This window comes from Streptomyces torulosus (assembly GCF_001419765.1).
Classification (GTDB): Bacteria; Actinomycetota; Actinomycetes; order Streptomycetales; family Streptomycetaceae; genus Streptomyces; species Streptomyces torulosus.
Genome location: NZ_LIRK01000124.1, coordinates 1 through 20,306, shown reverse-complemented (window position 1 = coordinate 20,306; position 20,306 = coordinate 1). Strand labels below are relative to the sequence as shown.

The window sequence follows — 20,306 nt, the reverse complement described above, 5'->3', positions numbered from 1 at the left end:
GTGGTGGTGGGGGAGAGGCGGCCTTGCCGGGCGGCGCGGCGTTTTTGTGTCAGCCAGTCGCCCAGGGCGAAGCCGCTGTGGTGGGTGTCTTTGCTGCAGGCGAGGTGGCCGTTCAGGGTGGCGTAGGCGCGGGCGTGGGCGAGCCCGGGGCTTGCGGGGTAGATGCGGCTGGTCCGGCGCCGGCCGGTGGGGGTGATGCTCAGGTCGGTCAGGAGTTGTTGCTGTTGGGGGCGTAGGTGTGTCCAGGCGGTGTGTTGTGCTCTGATCCAGCTCCTTACATCGGCCGGTGTGCCGCCGGGCCAGGCCTGGGTGGTGTGGGCGCGGGTGTAGGCGCGTTGCCAGGCCAGGTCCCAGGGCGGGTTCCACCACGGATCGATCGCGGTGAGGGCCTGGTGGCGGGCGGCGGGGGTGGCATCGCGCCGGGCTTGCTGGCGTTGGTCGTTGAGCCAGCGGCCGATGGGAAAGCCGTCGTGGACGGTGGAGGAGGCCGCGGCCAGGGTGTGGTGGGCGGCGGCGTAGGCGCGGGCATGCGCGAGCGCGGCCTCGGCGTACGGGTTGAGGGGACGGGTGCGGGCCCTCTCGCGGGTGAGGCCGATGCCGGCCAGGAGGCGCTGCTGGTCGGGGTGGAGGTGGTCGTAGTGGGCGCGCTGCTGGCGGAGCCAGGCACGCTGGGTGGAGGCGAAGCTGCGGAAGTCGTGGTCGGCGTCGAGCCGGTGGCCGGCTCGGACTTGGTCGTGGATGTGCTGCCAGGCGCGTTGCCACGCCAGGCTCCAGGGCGGGCACCACCAGGGATCGATCCTGTCCAACGCCTTCGCCGCGGCAGAGGGAGGTGAACCCCGGTCGGCGTCGGTACGGGCGTGCTGGCGTTGCCGGCGCAGCCACCGTCCGAGCTGGAATCCGTCGTGGACGGTGCTGATCGGGGCGGCGAGGGTTCGGTGCGTCGCGCGGTAGGAGCGCGCGTATCCGATACCGACGGCGAAGTCCGCCTCACGCTCGGCGGGCCGGTCGGCAGCGCTGCGAGCAGTCTCCCCTGTCAGTCCGATACGTGCGAGCAGGTCATGCTGGCCGGGCTGGAGGGTGTCGTACTGGGCGCACTGGGTGGTCAACCACGTGCCGAGCGCGCTGCTGGTACCGGGGAACTTGGCCGCGGCGTCCAGGACATGACCCTCTTGGACATGGGTGTGTGCCTGGTGCCAGGAGCGTTGCCATTCCAGCGTCCAGGGCGGGCTCCACCAGGGATCGATCGCCGACAGCGCAAGCGCCCGGGACGAGGGGGCGCCGTGGCGATGCTGGTAGGCGCGGTCCTTGCAGCGCTGATTGGCCAGCCACTGCCCCAGCTTCAGTCCGTCCTGGACGGTGTCGGTGGTCGCGTTCACCAGCGTCCCGTGGGCGTCGGCGAAGGCGCGGGCGCAGGCGAGGGCGCGCTGGAAGTGGGTGGCCATGTGCTTGCGGCGAGGCCGGGCCGCCTGTACCGCCTCGGGGGTGAGGCCGATGTCCGCCAGGAGGCGCTGTTGTGCTGGGTGCAGGGTGTCATAGCCGGTGCACTGATTGTAGAGCCATTCGCCCAGGCCGAAGCTGGTGGTGGGGAAGCCGCGGTCGGGGCGCAGGGCTCCGCGGGCGCGGGTGTGGTCGCGGGCTTGGTAGTAGAAGCGCTGCCACATCACCCTCCACGGCGGCCGCCACCACGGATCCAGTGCGTCGAGTTCCGCGACATGTTCGGGCGGCATCGCCGGGAACTTCCGATGGTTCTTCAGCCAGCGGCCCAGGGCAAAGCCGTCGAACTGGCTGTGGATCGGGGCGGCGAGGTGGCCGTGGACGGCGGCGTAGGCGCGGGCGTGTGCCAGACCCGTGGTGAACGCCTGATCCGAGGTGTGCCGGAGCCCCAGGTGGAGCCGTCTACCGCCTGCTGTCTTCTCCGGCTGTTGTGCGGCGTCGCGGTGGGCGGTGAGTTCGCGGGCGATAGGGCGGGGCCGGTGCGCCATGTGCAGCGTCCACAGCCGGTCGGTGACGGCTGCGTCCGCGTCGGCCCGTACGCAGTGCTGTGCCCAGAGCAGCAAAGGACCGGCCGAGGTCGAGGCGATCCGCTCAACAAGCCACGGCCGCCCCGTGACCCGCGCCAGTTCGCCGACCAGACCAGGCACGTGAGCGAGTGTGTGGGGCAGATGTCCGCCGGTGTCGGCGAGCAGCCGCTGCCTGGTGCGTTCGTCGGTGAGGACCGAGGTGAGGGCGACGGTCTCGGGGTAAGTGACCGTGTCCCTGGCCAGCAGCCCCCACCAGCCGGGATCGGCCCCCTGCGGCGTGAGTTGGCGTACCCGGCGCGCCCACTGCTCTTCTTCGGGCCACTGCTGCGCCCACCAGGAGACGACCACCGCATGCGCGACCTCGAACGCGCGGGCGGTGTCCGGCCGATGGCGCAGCAGGTTCAGATGCCGCCGGTGCGCCGGAACCATCTCCGGCAGCTCCGCCAGGTCGACCTGCTCGGTATCGGCCGGCGCGCCGTCGATCCAGTGGGTGCCGAGCATCCAGCGCCGGTGGCGCGGGCAGATCCGGGTGTGCGGCTGCAGATAGAGCCGGGCGGGCTTGGTCCGTCCGGTGCGTGCGGCCGTGCACAGCCGGCAGCCTTCCCCCGCGGTCGGCACCACGGCCCCGAAGCGGAACCGCCCGGCTGCACCCGCCTCGTCCGGGGAGAGGGGTTCCTGGGCGGTCCAGGCGGGCAGGGCCCGTTGCAGGATGTCCTCGGGCACGCGGCAGAACGCGGAGATGCGGGCGCGGGCTTCGGCGTTGAGATAGACCTCGCCGTCCGTGCGGTAGCCCTTGAACAGGCCCCCGCCGACCTGGAGCAGTGCCGGGATGAGGTCTCTGACGCCGAGCCGGTAGCGGTCGGCCAGCCGGTCCAGGTACGACAGGTTCGTCTCGCCCTGCAGCGGCGCGAGCCGCACCGGCCCCGGTCGTGCCGTTGCTGTCTGCGGCGGCTGCGGCTGTGGTGGAGGAAAGTCGTGCATGAGGGGGCAGAGGTCGTTCCTGGAGGGTTCGGATGTGCTGGCATCCGGGCAGTGGCCAGACGTGGGAGCGGGACGGACGGTTGAGGCAGACGCCGCCGGTCAGGGCTGGCGTTGCGAGGGCATACGGCGGCGGTGCGGTGCTCGGGCCCGTTGTTCGGCGGCGGTGTCGAGCTCGATCTGTTCGAGCAGTTTCTTGGTGATCTTCTCGGTGCCGTCCAGCAGGGACACGAGGGCGGCTTCGCGGATGAGGTGGGAGAGGCTGCCCATGCGGCCGCCGGTCCGGGCGTGCAGGTAGGCGGCGTGCGTGACCAGCGTGCCGGGCCGGTGGTGGCGCAGCCGCAGGGCGCTGTCCATGCCGTGCACCAGGTCGTGCCAGAGCTGCTTGTCGGCGCCGCTGCCGTAGCGCAGCGGCTGGTTGCGCACGATTTTGAAGCGGCCGGCGAGCTGGGAGCCGCGCACGCCGGTCAGCAGGGGTGAGGCTTCGACGTCGATGCCGGAGTAGACGAAGGTGGCCGGGATCCGCTCGCCGAGGTACTTCAGCTGGTCGGAGGTCTCGGCGCCGGCCCGGCTGCGGGTGTCCATCAGATGCACATCGTCGACCAGGACCAGCTGGGTGCCCAGCTCGCACAGCAGCTCGCACACGGCGTTGGTGATCTGGATCTGGTTCATCCGCTCCAGCATCGGCAGGCCGAGGAAGCGGGCGAACTCGCTGATGAGCATCTTCGGGGTGGAGGACGGCGGCACGGTGATGAACAGGACCGGCAGACGCCCGTCCTGGTTGGGGTGGCGGCGCCGGTCGGCGAGTTCGACGGTGCGCCCGAGCTGCTGCATGGCGGTGGTCTTCCCGGTGGTGGCTGGCCCGGAGATGATCAGTCCGCGTCTGGCTCCGCCCTGCTGGCCCCGGTTGAGCAGCAGCAGGCGGCGTACCGCGGTGGAGATGGTGTCCATGGCGGGGGTCTTCAGCACCACGAACCGTGCGTGGTAATCCTCCCGCTGCTCCAGCGTCCATTCCTGGTCGCCAACGTCCAGCGCCGGCGTGGGGGGTGTGTCGACGAACTGCTGCCATCCGTCCCACGTGGTCAGCGGACTGAACGTGCTCGTGGTGGCGGGCCGGACTGGTGTCACCATGCCTGAGCCTCCTGGTACGGGTCGTAGATGCGCATGCCGCCCGCCCCGGCGGCGTCCGGCGTCTGCTCGACGGCCTGGTCGCGGGCGGTTTCGGCCGTCGGCCCGGATGCTTCGGCCTCATCCGCGTGGCCTGCCGCGGTGTCCTGGCCGTCGGCGAGGGCGGAGAGAAGGTAGTCCTCGTCGTCCGGGTTGTCCTCGATGTCATCCAGGCTGTCCTCGGCGTCCCAGCCGTCGGCACCTGGAAGCGGGACGGTGAAGGAACCGGGCAGCCCGAACGAGGCCCCCGGCGCGAGAGGCGCAGGCCACTGCTGCGGGGTGGCGGCGGGGGAGGGATCGGTCATCTGCGCGGCCGCCTGGGCCTGGGCGGCTACCGTCCGCTCTCGCCTGCTGCCCAGTCCCTGGCCGGCACGGCGCAGCAGCGCATCGAGTGCCTGGGCGATCGCCGCCTCGTGCTCTTCACGGCCATGCCGGCGCTCCACGGTGCGGCGGACGTGGTCGAACGTGAACGCGGTGAACGGCCGCCTCACCGCCCCCGCGTGGACCCACGGCACCTCCAGCCATCCCTCGGGCAGGCGCACCCACACCCGGTTCGGATCGTAGGGGTTGTGGTGGACCTCCCACCGGCCGTTCTTGTCCGCCCGTGGTGAGCGGCGGCGCCGGTAGGGGTTCAGGCCGGGGTGGTCGTAGGTGCGGTAGCCGAAGCGGATGCCATAGTCGTTGACGGCCTGCCACCGAAGAGGCAGCAGCTCGACGTAGTTGTCGGCGGACAAGGGCACCGGTACATGCCCGGTCACCGCCACCAAAGCCGCCCACATCTCGTTCGGACAGACGGCGACCCGCGGCATCATCGGGTGCCGCAGCGCCTCGTGCCGGCGCTCCTGCCACCCGCAGACGACCCACTCGTCCAGCAGCTCCTGAAGCTGCGCCAGGCTCCAGCAGGCATCCTGCTCCGCGGCCGCGCCCCGCTGGGAGACGTCCGAGCCGGTGTGGCCCGGCAGGTACTGGCTGAACCCGTCGGCAATCGCGCGGAAGGTCCGCTCCACGTTTCCCTTCGCCGGGCCGTTCGCCGGCGGTACCGGCTGCACCGACACGCCCAGGCTCTCGCACGCCGAGACGAACGAAGCCGACACATACACCCGGCCCTGGTCCACGACGACCGTCTCCGGCATGATCACCGGCCGGGCAGCCACCCCCTCGAGCCGCGCGTCTAACGTCACCAGCCGTTCATACGGGATGACCGACCGTTGCATCGACAGCGCCGCGTCCCAGCCCGGCCGCATCGCCGTCGGCACCACCATCTGCGCCAGCAGCATCGCCGCGTCCACCGACGTCGTGCCCACCGGCCGCAGCACCGCCGCGCAGATGCTGCGCGTCGCCACGTCCAGCGCGATACACAGCTCAAGACGGCCGGTCACACCGTCGTCCAGCACCGCCAGGACATCCAGCGGCGTGCTGTCCAGCATCACCAGCTCACCCGGGCGCAGTGCCACCGTCGGCGTGAACGGAGGTGCCGGCCGCGACGCATGCCACCGGCGCTGTGTGGCTGTCCCCAGCAGTCCCTGGCCGTCGGCCACCGCGTGCACCAGTCGGTTGAACGTCGACGCCGGCGGCAGCGCCACCACCCCGGCGCCGTACTCCTCCTCCAGCAGCCACCCCACCCGGCGGCGCAGCCGCACCAGCGTGCCCGTCGACCGCTCCCGCTGTCCCTCCAGCACCTTCCTGACTGCCGCGACCACCCGTTCATCGGCCCGCCCCACCGCCGATCGCTCCCGCACCGCCCGGCCGTCCACCAGCCCCCACAAGCCCTCGCTGCGGTAGCGCGCCCGCATCCGGCGCACTGTCGCCGTACTCGCCGACCAGCCCGCCGCCGTCAACTCCTCTGCCTTCGCCCGCTCCCGCTGCGCCAGGCTCCGCGTGGCCGGATCGAACTGCTCACGCGGGGCGCCCTGCCCGATGGCGTCAGGAAAGCCGGTCTCCACCTCCCGCACATGCCGCTGCCACGCCAGAGCCCGCTCCCGCACCTCGACCGGCAGTGCCTCCAGCAGCCCGAACGGCGGCACCCTCCCCGGCGCCGGCCCGCCTACCACCTCGAAGGACGGATCGGCGAACAGGTAGGGCAGCAGCACCACCGCCGAGGCGCCCTCGTCACTCACCAGCGTGGCCCGGGCGCCTTCCAGCACGGCGAGCGTCCATACCCGTCCGTCGTAGCGAAGGCGCGCCCCGACATCGACAACCGCCTGGGTCACGCTGCTTCGGCCTCCTGCCGTGCGACCGAGACGACAACACGCTCGTGCAGCGGTTCGTCCAGCCGCACCCGCAGCACACCGCTCCACAGCGCGTGAAAGACCGCAGGCCACACAGCGATCGGATCCCCCAGCTCACACACCGCCTCCACCGCCGGCCGCGGACTGCCGAAAGCCTTCAGCAGAGCCGGCATCCGCGGCCCTGCGGAGTACCGGGGATGCCGGTAACCCGCTAGCCACCGCACATTGGCCACCAGCACCGGATCCGGCGGCCCCGCGAGCCGGTAGGACCAGCCCGCTGCCTCGGCGGCACCCGCCACAACCCGTGCCCGCGCCGCCAGCCGGGCAGAGGGTCCGCTGCGTCCGGTGCAGTCGAGCAACAGGCCGCTGCCGTCCTGAAGCCTGGCCATCAGTTGCGGCGCATGACCGACGACCCTGCTTTCCTCCCGCCACATCAGTTCCACCGGCCGGCAGGCCAGCGCCACCACCACCGGATCCCGGTCCAGCAGCATCAGCTCGGTCCGCATGACACCGGACCCGTACGCCACCAGCCGCCCGGTTGTCGACGACCACCACCAGCCCGGAGCCACACGCCGCCCGGGCCGGACGGGGAAAGGCCGTACCGCAGGACTCTCCTCGAAGACGACGTCCTGAGCAGCCTCAAGCCACGGGACCTGACGCGAGCACCCCAGAGGGTCTCGAAAGCGCACATCGATCAGGCTGACCTCTACAGCCGCAGCTTCATCGCGTCGAACAGCACCACCCGTACTGTGCGGCTCGGGGGTGCGGCACCCGGCCACGGGCACCGCGGACGATGCCGCCTCCTGGCTGCTGTCGATGATCACGTACTCCACACAACGCCATGCCTGACCTGCCGCGCAGGAGAACCGGCCGGTAACCGCAACATCGGAGCAACCGCCGGATGTTGGGCTGCGCGCGCCCCAGGGTGCCGCGCCCGGGCACCGGTGTCAGTGCAGTGTCCCGCACTTCACGCTCCCATTGCAGGCCGTTGTGTCAGTCCTCGCCCTCACCCAGGGCGAGCACGGCGGCCAGCTCCTCGGCGGGCAGGCGGCACCACTGGGCCACCTCCTTGAGCGCCACCCCGGAGGCGACGGCTGCGGCGGCGGTATGCACGAGGGCCTGGTCGATCAGGTCGGCACTGTGGCTGAGGTGCTCCAGCAGGGTGCGGGCCACCTCGGCGGTGGTGCCGCTGTGCACGCCGCGCAGCTCCAGCAGCTGTTCGCGCGCCTCGTCGACCAACTGCGTGATACGGAACCGTTGTTCGGCAGGAACGGTGGCCCGCCACCGGGTCCCCGAGCCGCCCGATTGGGCTTCTGCCGCCATGACGCGTAACTGGCCGGCCATCGTGGAGGGCTGCTGTTCCCGTTTCAGCCGCCACGGATCCTCCCGCCAGCCCGGCGGTCCCGTCTCGTGGCGGCGGGCGCGCACGATCGCGCCCTTCCAGCCGTGCAGCGGGCTGCCGTGGTCGGCCGCAAGTTCGGGCCCCAGCCAGGTGCGGCCCACCCGCTCACCCAGCCGGTGACAGAACGCATCGTCGGCGCTCCGCGCCCGAAGGTTCATCCCGCCGCTTGCCTGCCAGGCCACCTCGGCCATGGCCGGCTCCAGCAGCGCCTGCGCCACGGCCACCACCTCCGGGAAGATCGCCGCGTCCCGGCCCACGATCCGCCACCACGCAAGCCGTGATCCCGCGTTGCCGCCCGCCAGCTGATGCAGACGGCGCGGCCAGATCTCCTCCTGCTCCCAGGACAGGGCCTGCTCCCACCAGCGGGCCACCACCGCATGCGCCAGCGTGAACACCTGCTCCGGCTCCACCCCGGCCCGCACCGCACGCCGTGCCACGCCCGGCCACCGCCGCTGCGCGGCCACCACCTCAGCCGCGCTGCGCACATCGAGGTGTTCCAGCGGCTGGTCGGCGTCCGCGTCCAGCAGCCAGCGTCCGTGCCGCAGGCAGACCCGATGCCACCGTGTCACGTAGTGCACCGCCCGTAGTGCCTGTCGGGTGCGCCGCGCGGTGCACAGCCGGCAGCCGAATGCGGCCGGCCCCGCCACCGTGCCCGCCGCCCGCCACCGTGCCTGTGCCACCCCGGCCTCCTGGCCGGTGCTGATCTTGGGGTCGTCCATGGTGAAGGCAGGCAAAGCGCGCGACAGTACCTTGGGCTCCACCCTGCACAGCTCGGAGAGCACCCGCCGCCCGGCCCCGTTGAGGACGACCTCCGCGTCCGCCCGCGTACCGCCGCCATCGTGCCGGGCGGCGGAGTTGCGGCACGTCCACAGCCGCAGCACACCGGCGGTCGGGAGACCGTAAAGGGCCGCCACACGGCTGATCAACGATGCGGTCAGCTCCCCGGCCAACGGCACGGTCCGCAACACCCCCGCTGCCACAGGCAGACCCCCGATGCCGTTTCCTGCTCCTGCTCAGTGCCAGCCCCACACGCGCCTTACAGCCAGTCCGCGGGCTCCTGCCTGGGTGGCTCGCGGTCGGCGGGCTGGCCGGGTTCCGGGGCCGACTGCACAAGGCTAGAGGTCACCGCCCAACTTCAACTGCGGAAAGCCCCGCTGAGTCACTGTGTGCGCGTGGGGCCGGGGGTGCGGATGGTGGGCAGGTCGGGGCGTTCGTTGTCCGCGGCCAGGGCATCGGTGGGCAGCCGCCGGTAGGCGTGGAGGAGATCGGCTACGGCGTCGGGGCTCGCTTCGGCGGTGGTGACGAGTGCGGCCAGGATCTGGGAGCGGGAAGTCTGTTCGCCGGCGGCGACTGCGGCCCGCACGAGTATGTCGAGGCGCTGGTCGACGTCGTTGGGCCAGGTGACGAGCGTGTTGCGGCGGGGCTGCTGCCACAGCAGGTCCACGGGTCCCCCTTGTCCGTGCCAACTACCCTGTATCGAATATATATTGAATGCATGGTGACGCTGCTGCAAGGACGCCGGAGGCCGGAGGGCTCGGGGGCTGCTGCTGCGGCCGTGATTTGCATTGCGGGGCGGATACTGCACCCGACTCCCGTTTTCGACACGTACTGGCGTTTTGCTGCGGCACGTCAGGCGGTGTACGAGGCGCGGCTGTCCGGTGGGCGGGGGCCGTGGACGAGTGATCCGATTTTGTCCCGGTACCGGTTCACCAACTGCTACCGGGCTGCGGACCGGGTCAGCCAGGTCCTGATCGGTGACGTCATCTACGACGGCGAGCCGGAGTGGGAGGAGGTCTTCTTCCGCACCCTGCTGTTCAAGGTCTTCAACAAGGAGTCCACGTGGCGGCTGCTGACCGGTGAGCTGGGCGAGGTGCGGTGGGACGGCTACGACCACCGGGTCTTTGACCGGGTGCTGTCGCGGGCATTCGCGGCGGGGGAGCGGCTGTACTCGGCCGCCTACATCGTGCCGCCGCCGCAGCTGGGGGAGCAGCGCAAGCACCGCAATCATCTGCGGCTGCTGGAGATGATGATGACGTCCGGCGCCCCGGAGAAGGTCCTGGCGGCGCCAACGCTGCGGGATGCCTACGAAGTCCTGCTGGGCTATCCGGCCATCGGTCCGTTCCTGGCGTACCAGTTCGTGATCGACCTCAACTACGCCGCACAGATGCCGTTTTCGGAGATGGACTTCGTCGTGCCCGGGCCCGGCGCGAGGGACGGGATCCGCAAGTGCTTCGGTGTGGCCGCCGACGGCATCGAGGCCGATGTCATCCGGTACATGGCCGACACCCAGGACGAGCACTTCGCCCGCCTGGGCCTGGACTTTGCAGGGTTGCGTGGACGCCCGCTGCAGTTGATCGACTGCCAGAACCTGTTCTGCGAGGTCGACAAGTACGCTCGCGTCGCCCACCCGGAGATCGCAGGAATCAGCGGCCGCAGCCGCATCAAGCAGACCTACCGCTCCTCGACGGCACCGGTACCGGCCTGGTTCCCGCCCAAGTGGGGGATCAACGCGCCTAGCTGAGGCGGATGTTATGCGGCCAGGGGCGGGGTGTCACTCAGCAGCGGGCGTATGGCGGTGATCGGCCCGTCCAGGTGGGCATGCCCGGCCACGACGGTCAGGGTCCCGACGGCCAGGTCGGCCTGATCGGCGATGTAGGCGAGCAGCCTGCCCAGGCCCAGGTAGTTGCCGTAGGCCCGTTCGAACATGTAGTGGCTGCGGTACAGCGCCGCGGCGTGCACTCGGCCCTCACGGTCCAGCTGGAAGGAGACGTGGCTCAGGCAGGGGAAGCCGCGGTAGAGGTTGTCGCGGTCGGCTGCGTGCACGAGCAGCTCGGCCGGCACGTCACCGTCGCCGGGGTGGGCGAGGTCCGCTTCATAGGCGGCGGTCATTGGCCCTTTGCCCGAGGCCTGCTTGCGCAGCCGGCTGATGATGTTACCGACCTGGTCGATGTCGGTCTTCTTCGCGCCGGGGTAGGCGACCAGGCGGCCGAAGTAGGTGCCGTGCGCATTGCCCGGGAACTTCTTCAGCCGCGGGTACATGGCGCGGTAGCGGGACACGAGATCGGCGTGATCGGCGGCTCGGGCCGCGAGGCCGGCCGGGAAAAGGGTGCTGGCGACGGTTTCGATCGGCTCGTGTCGTTTAGCGGTGCGCAGCCGGTCCAGTTCCGTGCGGAAGCCGGTGTCGTCAGTGGTGGGGTCGGTGATGCGTACGACGGTGTGTAGGCCGGTGCGCGACGGGTTGTCCTTGCGGTCCAAGGCATTGCAGGCGGCGATCCAGGCGCGGGTGACGTCACGGCCGGTGACCTCGAAGCTGATCACGAATCCTCCTGGCACGGTCGACGGGGGCAAAATGGAGTCCGGTGCGGCAGGTGGTCAGTCCGGCCAGACGTCGTGCACACCGGTGCGGGGCGCGTCCCGCACCACCGTCAGCCGGACCGGCTCGTCCCAGTCGGCCGCCGACACCTCCAGCACGACCGGATCGCCCAGCTCGTCGGTCACCACGGCCCCCTGCTCTACATCCGTGCAGCGGGCCAGGCCCTTGGGCAGCGACACGAACGCAGCTCCGGTGCTGCGGACGGTCAGCACGTCACCGACGTCGACATGTATCTGCTGCTGATGGGATGACGTGGTGACGACATGGACCTGGGCTTCCGCAGACAGGGCCGCCCCGCCCGCCAGGGAACTGCGCAGCGCGGCCAGGGAGATCTTCGCCCACTGGCGAGCACGGTCGGCATCCAGCAGACGAAGGTTCTGCAGATGCCGCACGGTGCCCGCGTAGGAGGTGCCCAGCTCCCTTGCCAGCCGGTACACATGCTCCGGGCTGGTCGGCTGTCCCTGGCAGATTCGGTCGAGACCGGCCAGCACCGCCGGGCGTGGCATGAGGAACCATGCGGCGAACGCCTCCGCGGTCTTCTCCTCGTCCGGCCAGCTGCCGTTGCCCCACCGCAGCGCCGGGCTGAGGTCGTCGTCGGCCGCTGTATGGTGCCGCAACTGGTGGTGCCCGAGTTCGTGGGCCGCGGTGTGCCGCTGGGTGACGATGTTCAGATTGGCGTTGAGCAGCACGGCTGGCCCGTTGTCGGCGGGGGAGAGGTAGACGCCGAACAGGCGCGGCATCGGTTGCGCCATGCCGACGACTTCGGCTCTCTTCAATGCCTGGTGGACGGGTACGTAACGGGTGCGGTCGATGCCCAGATCACGGTGGGCCTGGGCAGCCGCGATCCCGGCGATGCGGTGCGCCACCGCCCAGTTCACCGCTGACTGTCCTGTTCCGCGGAGTCTTCCTGCTGCTTCTCGGCCGCCCGCCGCAGCGAGAGGTACTCGGCGAACTCCATCACCGTCTTCTGGTCACCGTCGGTCAACTGGGCCAGTGCGCGAGGCAGTCCAGCCAGGGCGTACTCGCCGGCGTCCGCATCCTCTTCCTCGGCAAGGAAGTAGGCGACCGGCTGCCTGTACAGGCGGGCGAGCTTCTTCAGCTCCAGGCTGTCCACACGCCGCTCGCCGCGCTCGATGTCGCTGATCGCCGAACGGGGGATGCCGGTGTTGTCGGAGACGAACTGCTGCGACATGTTGAGGTAGTCGCGGGTCTTCTTCAGTCGTTCGCCGAGCCGGGTGAGTTCGGGATCGCGGGCTCGGGCGTCGGAGGGCGGAGGGGTCACGATTGCTGCCTTTCGATGATGGCTTCCCGTATCGCGCGGGCGAACGCCTGCACGGACCGGGTGGCCTCGGCCGACTGGCGGTCGGCAGGGATGGTGATGGAGTAGTGCTCCTCAATGCGCGTGAGGATCTCCACGATCAGGAGCGAGTCGACCGGAAACTCCGCTCCGCCGTCCTCGAGTTCGGCCCTCACCTCGGGTGCGGGCTTCTCCTGCAGTTCGGCCAGGAACTCGATCACGACCGAGACGATGTCGTCGGTGCCTGGTGTGACGGTGCTCAGCATTCCTCCCGATCGTCTGTATTTCCAACGTCGGTGTCCTACGATACGACAACGTCGAGGAATCCGACAGGTATGTCCCAAGATCAGACAAGGAGTGAGGCGTGGACTTCAAGCGCTATCAGCAGGCCGCCGTCAAAACCCTCCAACCCCCCACCGAGGACACGGACCCCGTCCTCATCCCCCTACTCGGTCTCGCCGGCGAGGTCGGCTCCCTCACCACCGCCTACAAGAAACACCTGCGCGACGGGCCCGCCCATGAGCAGGGCAAGCATCAGCTACGCGAAGAACTCGGCGACGTTCTGTGGTACATAGCCGCCCTCGCCCACCGCTTCGACCTCGACCTCGACGACATCGCCACCGCCAGCCTGGAAAAGACCAAAGACCGCTGGCGCACAACCCCCGACGCCGAACACACCCGCTTCGACAACCACTTCCCCGACCACGAACGCCTCCCGCGCCAGACCACCCTCACCTTCACCCCCACCACCCGAGACGACGGCAGTACCGTCATCGTCCTCACCCGCGAAGACGGCACCCCCGCTGGCGATCCCCTCACCAGCGCCTCCCACATCGAAGACGACTACCGCTTCCACGACGCCTTCCACCTCGCCCACGCCGCCGTCCTCGGCTGGTCCCCCGTCACCCGCTTCCTCCTCGGCCGCAAACGAAAGAGCAGCCCCCACACCGACGAAGCCGAAGACGGCGGCCGCGCCATTGCCATCGAAGAAGGCATCTCCGCCCTCGTCTTCTCCTACGCCGCCCGCCACCGCTACTTCGCCGACATCAAGCACATCGACAACGAACTACTCACCACCATTGGCCACATGACCGCCCACCTCGAAGTCAGCATCTGCCGCGCCGCCGACTGGGAGCACGCCATCCTCACCGGCTACACCGCATGGCGCCAGCTGCGCGAGCAGAACGGCGGCATCATCCACCTGGACCTCGACCAGCGCCTTCTCACCGTCGATCCGCTCTAACCCAGGCCCGCTCAGCCTGCCAGCGCCATTGGCCCCGGCGGCGAGTTATGCGGGAGGAGGGCCGTCCTCACGCTTGAAGCGCTTGACGGTGGCCTCGCCGTCGAGCGTCGCGGCCACGATGTCGCCGTTCTCGGCGACGCCAGGCGGCGGACGGTGCCCCAGTCGCCATCGCGGATCGCTGCCTCGACCATTGAGTCACCGACGACCTTCAGCACAAACAGCTCACCGTAACCGACGAGCTGGCGGGGAGAGGGGAAGCCGTCCTCTACCGAATCCTTGGTGGCGATCCGGTCGGCGAGCGGGGCGTATGACGCGGCCGGCGGGCTGCACGGAGGCGTCCTGGGTCTCTGTCGTGACGCTCATCCAGTCTGTCGGCTATGGACCTTCCTTGCGGAAGAGAGACAGCAGGGTCCGGGCCGGCAGGGCGCCCGGGCCGAAGAACTGCGTGGCCAGGGCTGGCGACACGGGCGCCGACGACCTGCTGGCTCCGCTTGTACTGGCCGTGCACCGGCAGTTGGCCCTCGTCCCGGCGCCGCCCCGCGACCTCGCGGCGGGCGGGCACAACGCGGTGGCCGACCTGGTCCTGGCCCGGTGGCTGGGACAGGAACTGGCCGCCTGGGCCGCTGCCCGCGGCTGGGCCCGCAGCACCACCGCCCGGGCCCGCACCGGTCTGCGTCTGCTGCTGACCCTGCAGGCCCCCCGGGTGCTCCCGTCCCAGCGAGCCTGATCCACCAGCTGACCGCACCCGTCAGCCACCCCTGGCTGTACCGCCAGTACCCCGCCTCCAGCGACCTGCTCCGCAACGACCGCATTTTCGACGAAGTCTACGCCGCCGACGGCGACATCCCGATGATCTGCGGGTTGTTCGGGCTCAGCGCCCAGTCCGCCACCCGCTACACCGCCACTGGAGGGCCTTGCCAACGGGTGACGACCAGCCGCCGCAAGGCCCCAGGCCGGCCGAGGACTTCGGCCGGCCCGATGCACCCCTGCCTCACGTCACAGCCGGTACCAGCACGGCCAGCAGCGCGATGAACAGCGTCATGACGCTGAAGAACACGAAGCTGCCGCGGCCGATGGCCGTGGAGACCGACGAGCCCCCCTCGCGGGCGACGTTGTAGCCGATCAGACCTGCGATGGCGGATAGGGCCGCGAGGGCAACCAGGGCCAGAAGCAGGATCAGGAGGTTCTGCACGCTCACGCCGCACCCCGCTGGTTGTGCCCGCAGGAGACGGACTTCGTGTGCAGCTGTTCCGGGATCCAGATCCGGCCCTCACGGGCCGCCTGGTACAGGGCGGTCCTGAACCGCGACCTGCGCTTGCGGACGGTGGCGCCGGTGAGCTTCAGCCGCTCGGCGATCTCGGCATCCGGGAAACCCATGACCGTCAGGCGCACGACCGCCTGCGTCTCCGGCGCCTGCTCTTCGAGGATGTCCTCGAAGTCCGTGCTGAACACCTCCGACTCGATCTCGTAGCTGGTGGCGCGCAGCAGACCGCCGATACCGGCCTCGTTTGCGGCATCCTCCGTGAAGTCGTACACGGTGTGCAGCCGCGCCCAGCTGACCCGCTGCCTGGCCCACCTCACATACGCGCGCCGGAACACCCACACGCACTGGCCGATGAAGTACGACGTCAGGCTGCAGGCGCCGCGCGGTCCGCTGTAGTCCGCCTTCCAGCCCCGCCCGCTCCGCAGATCGCGGCGGAACTTGCGCATCGCCTCGGCGAGCACGTCGACCATGATGACGTCCCGCTCCATGCTGCTGCTGCGCAACAGCAGCATGTCGTCCTCGTGGACGAAGAACTTCCAGCCCCGGCTCTTGCACTGCTTCAGGGCGAGCCGGGCAAGCGTGCCCTTACGGAGCATGCCGAGCAGGATCGGCTCGGCCTCCCGGTACAGCTCGATCTCGAACACCTCGTAGGCCGGCCCCTCGAACCCACCGCAGGCCAGCTCCTCGACTCGCGCGGCATCCTGCTCGATCCGTGCCGCGCCTTCCCCGCCCAGCACCGCGTCGATGGTCTCGACGATCTCCGCATCCACACTCATGGCATAAGCCCCCTCGTCCTGGCCTGCCCCCGACCTCCGACAACGCTCTTAAGTCGCGCGTCCAAGCTGCGAAGCAGATCGCTTGTTGTACGGGCTTGTGTGCAGGGGAAGTTGGCGAACGTGACACGACAGCTGAAATTTTTTCGGGAGGCTCAAAAGCAATCTGCGGGCCTGCAAATGCTCCACGGACCCGCAGCCGAAATCTCGCACCCGGCATTGACTGGACGAGCGCAGGCCCACACGCTGTAACCAGGGACCAGGACCGCGCTTTACAGATCAGCAGGCGTGTTCACGCCCATTGCATGCCGAGCTCCTGCAGCGCCTCCAGTTGCTCCGGGGTGAGCCGGTCTCGCCTCGCGCGAGCGTTCGATACCCATACGCCCAGCTTGACGGCCACCGGTTCCGTCTCGCCGTCGATGGTGACCTCTTCGCTGTGGCCGCGCGGTACTGGCCGGTGGGCGCCTTCCCTTTCCACCCACTGCGTGAGGGCTGCGAGTCCGCCTTGGAATGCCTGCTGTGCCTTGCTCGGGCCGCCCTTCGTCGCACGCATGGCCGCCGGGGCCGGAGGCGGCGCCTCAAGCGGCTGCACGCCCAGACCGGACAGCCGCTCCTGCTGCTCGATCGACAGCTGAGCCCAAGTGGCCGGCTGTTTCTGCCGCTGGAGCCACTTGCCTAGATCATCGCCCTCGAAGAGCACGCCTGGCTGAATATCTGGGAGCCGGCGGTCGGGTTCGTCGGCGGTGAGGTCGGTGAGGATGCGGTAGTGGCGTTGCCAGTTCAGCGGCCATGGGCAGTTCCAGTCCGGGTCGATCTCCGTCAGCTGCGCAGCGCGCACGGCGGCCCGCTCAGGGTCTTTCCCGAGGCCGTTCTTGCGGCGGAGGTTGGCCATGTGCTGCCCGACGGGCACCAGACCCTCCGCCTCGCTCTCGCCCCACACCTGGTCCTGACGCGGGGCAAGGTGCCCGGTTGCCCGCCGGTAGGACCGCAGCGCGGCCAGCTTGGCCTCCCACGCCTCCTCACCGGGCTCCCACACCATCCCGGCCTCCGGCGCGTCCAGCAGCAGTTTGCGCCGCTCCTCCAGCTCACCGGCCCGCAACGCCTTCCTCTGCTGGTGCACCCACCGCCCGAGGGGAAAGTCCTTGGTGACGCCGACCTCGACCTCAACGTCGTAGGGCACGGCGTAGAGCCCCATGATCTCGTTCTCCACCCGCCACCGCAGCAGCGCCTGGTAACCCTCCAGCCAGGCCAGGGATTCCGGCCGGTACACCCGGGTGCGCAGGAAAGCGGCGATCGTCGCCGCGTCCCGCGGGGTGGAGAAGTGCAGCAGCGCCGACTCGGCCGCACCGTCGGCGCCGTCCTGCTCCCGGTCCTCGCCCACCTCGCCGCCGGCCCCGACGATCCGCCCGTCCTCATCGCGCCGAAGGTGGATCTTGCGCTGTCCGTGGGTGAGGGCGCGGGAGGCGAGCTGCTCGACGAGGCGTTCCGAATGGGAGCGCAAACCTTGGAGCACGGCTACGAGGGGCCGGAAACTGGCGCTGGCGACCATGTCGGTCGGGTCCTCGCCGGGCTGGAGGAAGACGGGCACGATGATGCGGGCGACCTTGGTGGTGCCGTCGCGGTTGGGCCGGAGTGCGCGGCCGATGTTCTGGACGATCTCGACTTGGGAGCCGCGGGTGTCGGCGAAGCAGATCGCCTCCACGCCCCGCTCGCCTGTGATGTCCACACCTTCCCCGAGCACGCGACAGCTGGCGAGGAACGCGCGGTGGACCCGCTGGCCCAAGGCGTCGATGCCGCCTGCGAACTGGCGCAGCACTTCGCGCCGTTCGGATACGAGGTGGTCGCCGCACAGCCACGCCGCCCACACCCGGTCCGGTGGCACGTGGCGGCCGGCCTCCAGTTGGTAGAACTTCGCGTCAATCGACGACTTCGGCAGGGCCTCCGCATCGACCAGGGCCTCGTCGGAGACCTCGGCCGCGTACAGCCGAGCGGCCGTCTGCGGCAGCTTCTCCGCGAACGCCGCAGCCTCTTCCACCCTCTGGTGGAAAGTCATCACCGTGCGCAGGTTCAGCGCGGCGGCGTGCTCCAGGAGCGCCGTCTGCAGGAGCGCCAGGCGCCGGCCACGCTGCGCCTCCTCCGGCTCTCCCAGGACCGGTGAGGGATCGCGGATCTCCAGCACGTCGATTTCGAAGCCCGCGAGGATGCCCCGCTCGATCGCTTCGCTCAGCCCGAGCTCGGCGAGCCAGGGCCCGTAGGTGGCCGAGTCCTGGCCCATCGAGGCGAGCTGCAGCTCCTGGCTGTCCGCGCCCCTCTGCGGCCGGGGCGAGGCGAGGATGCGCGGTGTCGCGGTCAGGTAGAGCCGGAAGTCGGAGGGGATCCGCTGGTTGTCGTGGATCGCCGCCCACGGCCGACCCAGATCACCTGCGGTTGAGTGGGCTTCGTCGATGACCGCGAGATCGAAGCCTGCCATCCGCTGTCCGTAGAGGCGTTCCCCGCCCGCCAGAGCGGCCTCCAGCGGACCCCGAACCTTCCCCTGGCCTATCGGACTGTCGAAGTCCTCGCGGTCCACCAGGGAGGCGTACGTGGCGAACACGACGACGGGCCCCGACCCGGCCCACAGGGCGAGCTGGATCGGGTTGGTGGTGGTGCGCACGCCCAGCTGGTTGAGCACCGGGTCGTTCTCCAGCGAGCACACCGCGACCATGAGGGAGCGGTGACCCACCGCCCGCCATGCCTGGGCGGTCTGCACGAGCAGGTCCAGGGTCGGCACGGTCACGAGGATCCGCCCACCCGGGAAGCACTCCAGAGCGCACGCGGCCGCCGTGATCGTCTTGCCCGATCCGGTCGCGGACACGATCGTGGCCCGTGCGCCCTCCGGCGGCACAGACGATCTTGCGGGAAATCCTACCCACTTACGGAAAGCCGCTTTCTGACCGATCTGGTGTTCCCGAAGCTGAATACCCGGCATTCTGCAAATTCTCCCTGAGGTCCCTCACCACGGTTCTGAGCAGCATCGGAACGGCATAAAAGGTGGGACAGATACCGTACCCTCCCAATGACCACCGCCTGCTCGGCGACCTGTACCAGGGGCCCAGGACCAGGCCGGAGCCCGCACCGATCAGCTCTGCCTGACTGACGGCCAGTACGACGGTGCGCCTCTCGCCGAGTCCGGCGTTCACTGAGGGTCGCTCCCGCCGGCGCAGGCCTGAGATGGTGGAACGCGGAAGGTCCTCACATAGGGACAGAGGGGAGCCCGGGTGACCGGCGAAGGCAGTTTCCCGAAACTCATCCGAGACGAGGACCCATGGCAGGGCCTCACTGTGCTCAACAGTGTGCACATCCGGGTGTGGCGGTGGGACTCCGGCCGACTCACGGCCGTGATCAGCGGCCCCGGCGCGAGGACAAAAGGAGGGTACGAAGAGGCGTTCGCCCTGCTGCGCACCGACTATCCGCACGACACCGTGGACCTCTTCCACCACCACCCCGGCGACTGGATCGACATGGCCTTCTACGCGGCGCTCACGCAGGCCGACGACGGCAGCGTGACCCGGACGCAGATCCCCGGAGACACACTGGCGCAGCGCCTGGGGCCGTCCCTGTACGCGACGGAGGATCCCGAAGACGAGTCGGCCGGGTGGGGCGGTCCCTGAGTCGCTTCTCCGTTTCACCACATCCCGCATCAACGAACAGAAGAGGTAGAACAGTTGACGCTCTACGGCATCAAACCCGCCTACATCGCTGGGTTCTCCCTGCTCTGCCTGACGGCTGGCGCGGTACAGCTGCTCCGGCATGGTGGCCCCTACTGGTTGATGATCGTCCTCTTCGTGGCCGTGGCCTGGAGCAACGGGCAGTGGCGCGAGGCCGGACAACGGAACCCGGCCGAGCTCTCCAGCTCCGCCTTCTTCGTGATGCTGCTGGCACCTTTCCTGGGCGCTGCCGCCCTGGTATGGGGAATCGTCATGGAGCTGTGACCCGAAATTCAGGCACGCACTAAAACGTCCAAGCAAGTTCCGATTCCAGTCCAAGGGACTGTCCTACCCTTTCGCCAACGCTACATACTGCATCATCTGATGACAGCGGCACCCACCCCGGCCCCTGCATCCGGCAGTGGCCTGAAGGCGTGCGGTTCACGTCTGCCAGGGCGAAGGCAGGGCATACGGGCTTCACCCCCTTCTGGAGAGGAGCTCGTCTCATGCTCGGCATAGTCGCGGCAGTGTTGTTCTTCCTGTCGTTTCTGATCAACGCGGCTGAACTCAGCACCAACGATGTGTTCTCCTCGGTGAACGTGATGCTGCTGGGGCTGACCGCCCTGGCCCTGCACGTTGCCGGGATCGGCGCCGGCTGGGCCCGCAGGCGCTAACCCACTTCTTTCGTGGTTTCAATGACAACCCGTCACCAAGCCCACGAAGCCGCCCTTGTAGCCAGCCGGCCCGCGCCAGCGGGCCCTGAGGTCCTGGAGGCGAAGCCGGAAGGACCAGTGAGGCGGGGGAGCGCAGCGGACCCGCCGATCAGGCTGCAGCGAAGCGGAAGCCTGCCCACGGGACGAATGTCCCGCAGGTC

General features: G+C 69.7%; 19 protein-coding genes and 1 pseudogene. 6 read left to right on the top strand and 14 right to left on the bottom strand.

The annotated features are described in order from the left end of the window. From AOK23_RS09560 to AOK23_RS09535, 6 genes are all read right to left on the bottom strand, one after another. On the bottom strand, window positions 1-2,939 hold a 2,939-nt coding region (locus tag AOK23_RS09560), incomplete at its 3' end, for a Helicase associated domain protein (protein WP_240496334.1). A 162-nt stretch (window positions 2,940-3,101) separates the two neighbouring features. Next, on the bottom strand, window positions 3,102-4,130 hold the full coding sequence (locus AOK23_RS09555; protein ID WP_055712314.1) for a TniB family NTP-binding protein: 1,029 nt from the start codon (window positions 4,128-4,130) through the stop codon (window positions 3,102-3,104). Next, window positions 4,124-6,376, bottom strand: a complete 2,253-nt coding sequence (locus tag AOK23_RS09550; RefSeq protein WP_055712313.1) for a DDE-type integrase/transposase/recombinase — start codon at window positions 6,374-6,376, stop codon at window positions 4,124-4,126. Before AOK23_RS09550 ends, AOK23_RS09555 begins: the two co-directional genes overlap by 7 nt. Further along, on the bottom strand, window positions 6,373-7,218 hold the full coding sequence (locus AOK23_RS09545) for a TnsA-like heteromeric transposase endonuclease subunit (protein WP_240496333.1): 846 nt from the start codon (window positions 7,216-7,218) through the stop codon (window positions 6,373-6,375). The genes AOK23_RS09550 and AOK23_RS09545 overlap by 4 nt, the downstream gene beginning before the upstream one ends. 169 nt (window positions 7,219-7,387) lie before the next feature. Further along, window positions 7,388-8,710, bottom strand: a complete 1,323-nt coding sequence (locus AOK23_RS09540; RefSeq protein WP_240496332.1) for a DNA-binding protein — start codon at window positions 8,708-8,710, stop codon at window positions 7,388-7,390. Between the two features lie 245 nt (window positions 8,711-8,955). Continuing rightward, window positions 8,956-9,240 carry a hypothetical protein gene (locus AOK23_RS09535; RefSeq protein ID WP_055712310.1) on the bottom strand — a complete coding sequence of 95 codons (285 nt, stop codon included), beginning with the start codon at window positions 9,238-9,240 and terminating at the stop codon, window positions 8,956-8,958. Window positions 9,241-9,291: 51 nt separating this feature from the next. Between AOK23_RS09535 and AOK23_RS09530 the strand changes: the two genes are divergently transcribed. Continuing rightward, window positions 9,292-10,317 (top strand): nucleotide kinase domain-containing protein, encoded by a 1,026-nt coding sequence (locus AOK23_RS09530; protein ID WP_206336164.1) that lies wholly within the window; start codon window positions 9,292-9,294, stop codon window positions 10,315-10,317. A gap of 8 nt (window positions 10,318-10,325) precedes the next feature. On the opposite strand, the gene AOK23_RS09525 is transcribed toward AOK23_RS09530, so the two are convergent. Genes AOK23_RS09525 through AOK23_RS09510 form a run of 4 tightly spaced genes read right to left on the bottom strand, consistent with a single transcriptional unit; the run spans window position 10,326 to window position 12,732 of the window. Further along, on the bottom strand, window positions 10,326-11,114 hold the full coding sequence (locus AOK23_RS09525) for a thymidylate synthase family protein (RefSeq protein ID WP_240496331.1): 789 nt from the start codon (window positions 11,112-11,114) through the stop codon (window positions 10,326-10,328). 54 nt (window positions 11,115-11,168) lie between these two features. Then, a complete protein-coding gene (locus AOK23_RS09520) occupies window positions 11,169-12,047 on the bottom strand; it encodes an ImmA/IrrE family metallo-endopeptidase (protein ID WP_055712308.1) in 879 nt (292 codons plus the stop codon). Beyond that, window positions 12,044-12,451 (bottom strand): helix-turn-helix domain-containing protein, encoded by a 408-nt coding sequence (locus tag AOK23_RS09515; RefSeq protein ID WP_055712307.1) that lies wholly within the window; start codon window positions 12,449-12,451, stop codon window positions 12,044-12,046. The genes AOK23_RS09520 and AOK23_RS09515 overlap by 4 nt, the downstream gene beginning before the upstream one ends. Then, window positions 12,448-12,732 carry an acyl carrier protein gene (locus tag AOK23_RS09510; RefSeq protein WP_063791310.1) on the bottom strand — a complete coding sequence of 95 codons (285 nt, stop codon included), beginning with the start codon at window positions 12,730-12,732 and terminating at the stop codon, window positions 12,448-12,450. The genes AOK23_RS09515 and AOK23_RS09510 overlap by 4 nt, the downstream gene beginning before the upstream one ends. A gap of 98 nt (window positions 12,733-12,830) precedes the next feature. On the opposite strand from AOK23_RS09510, the gene AOK23_RS09505 reads away from it, so the two are divergent. Then, the gene (locus AOK23_RS09505; protein ID WP_055712306.1) at window positions 12,831-13,709 is read left to right on the top strand and encodes a nucleoside triphosphate pyrophosphohydrolase family protein; all 879 of its coding nucleotides are present in this window, start codon (window positions 12,831-12,833) and stop codon (window positions 13,707-13,709) included. Between the two features lie 60 nt (window positions 13,710-13,769). Here the strand turns inward: AOK23_RS09505 and AOK23_RS44775 are convergent. Then, window positions 13,770-14,032 (bottom strand): annotated as a pseudogene (locus AOK23_RS44775) (LexA family protein); the annotation flags it as partial. A 65-nt stretch (window positions 14,033-14,097) separates the two neighbouring features. Here AOK23_RS44775 and AOK23_RS09500 point away from each other — a divergent pair. Then, complete coding sequence (locus AOK23_RS09500) at window positions 14,098-14,436, top strand: hypothetical protein (RefSeq protein ID WP_157877984.1); 339 nt, start codon at window positions 14,098-14,100, stop codon at window positions 14,434-14,436. Between the two features lie 264 nt (window positions 14,437-14,700). Here AOK23_RS09500 and AOK23_RS09495 read toward each other — a convergent pair whose 3' ends face one another. The 3 genes from AOK23_RS09495 to AOK23_RS09485 form a co-directional block, all read right to left on the bottom strand. Further along, window positions 14,701-14,907 carry a hypothetical protein gene (locus AOK23_RS09495; protein ID WP_157877983.1) on the bottom strand — a complete coding sequence of 69 codons (207 nt, stop codon included), beginning with the start codon at window positions 14,905-14,907 and terminating at the stop codon, window positions 14,701-14,703. Further along, window positions 14,904-15,749 (bottom strand): RNA polymerase sigma factor, encoded by an 846-nt coding sequence (locus AOK23_RS09490; protein ID WP_055712303.1) that lies wholly within the window; start codon window positions 15,747-15,749, stop codon window positions 14,904-14,906. Before AOK23_RS09490 ends, AOK23_RS09495 begins: the two co-directional genes overlap by 4 nt. Window positions 15,750-16,038: 289 nt before the next feature. Beyond that, on the bottom strand, window positions 16,039-18,714 hold the full coding sequence (locus AOK23_RS09485; RefSeq protein WP_079049387.1) for a DEAD/DEAH box helicase: 2,676 nt from the start codon (window positions 18,712-18,714) through the stop codon (window positions 16,039-16,041). 289 nt (window positions 18,715-19,003) lie between these two features. Here AOK23_RS09485 and AOK23_RS09480 point away from each other — a divergent pair, with 289 nt between their 5' ends. The 3 genes from AOK23_RS09480 to AOK23_RS48395 all read left to right on the top strand — a co-directional run bounded on the left by AOK23_RS09480 (window position 19,004) and on the right by AOK23_RS48395 (window position 20,106). Beyond that, window positions 19,004-19,396 (top strand): hypothetical protein, encoded by a 393-nt coding sequence (locus AOK23_RS09480; RefSeq protein WP_055712301.1) that lies wholly within the window; start codon window positions 19,004-19,006, stop codon window positions 19,394-19,396. A gap of 54 nt (window positions 19,397-19,450) precedes the next feature. Then, window positions 19,451-19,717, top strand: a complete 267-nt coding sequence (locus AOK23_RS09475) for a hypothetical protein (RefSeq protein ID WP_055712300.1) — start codon at window positions 19,451-19,453, stop codon at window positions 19,715-19,717. A 221-nt stretch (window positions 19,718-19,938) separates the two neighbouring features. After that, on the top strand, window positions 19,939-20,106 hold the full coding sequence (locus AOK23_RS48395) for a hypothetical protein (protein WP_169797849.1): 168 nt from the start codon (window positions 19,939-19,941) through the stop codon (window positions 20,104-20,106). Window positions 20,107-20,306 lie beyond the last annotated feature (200 nt).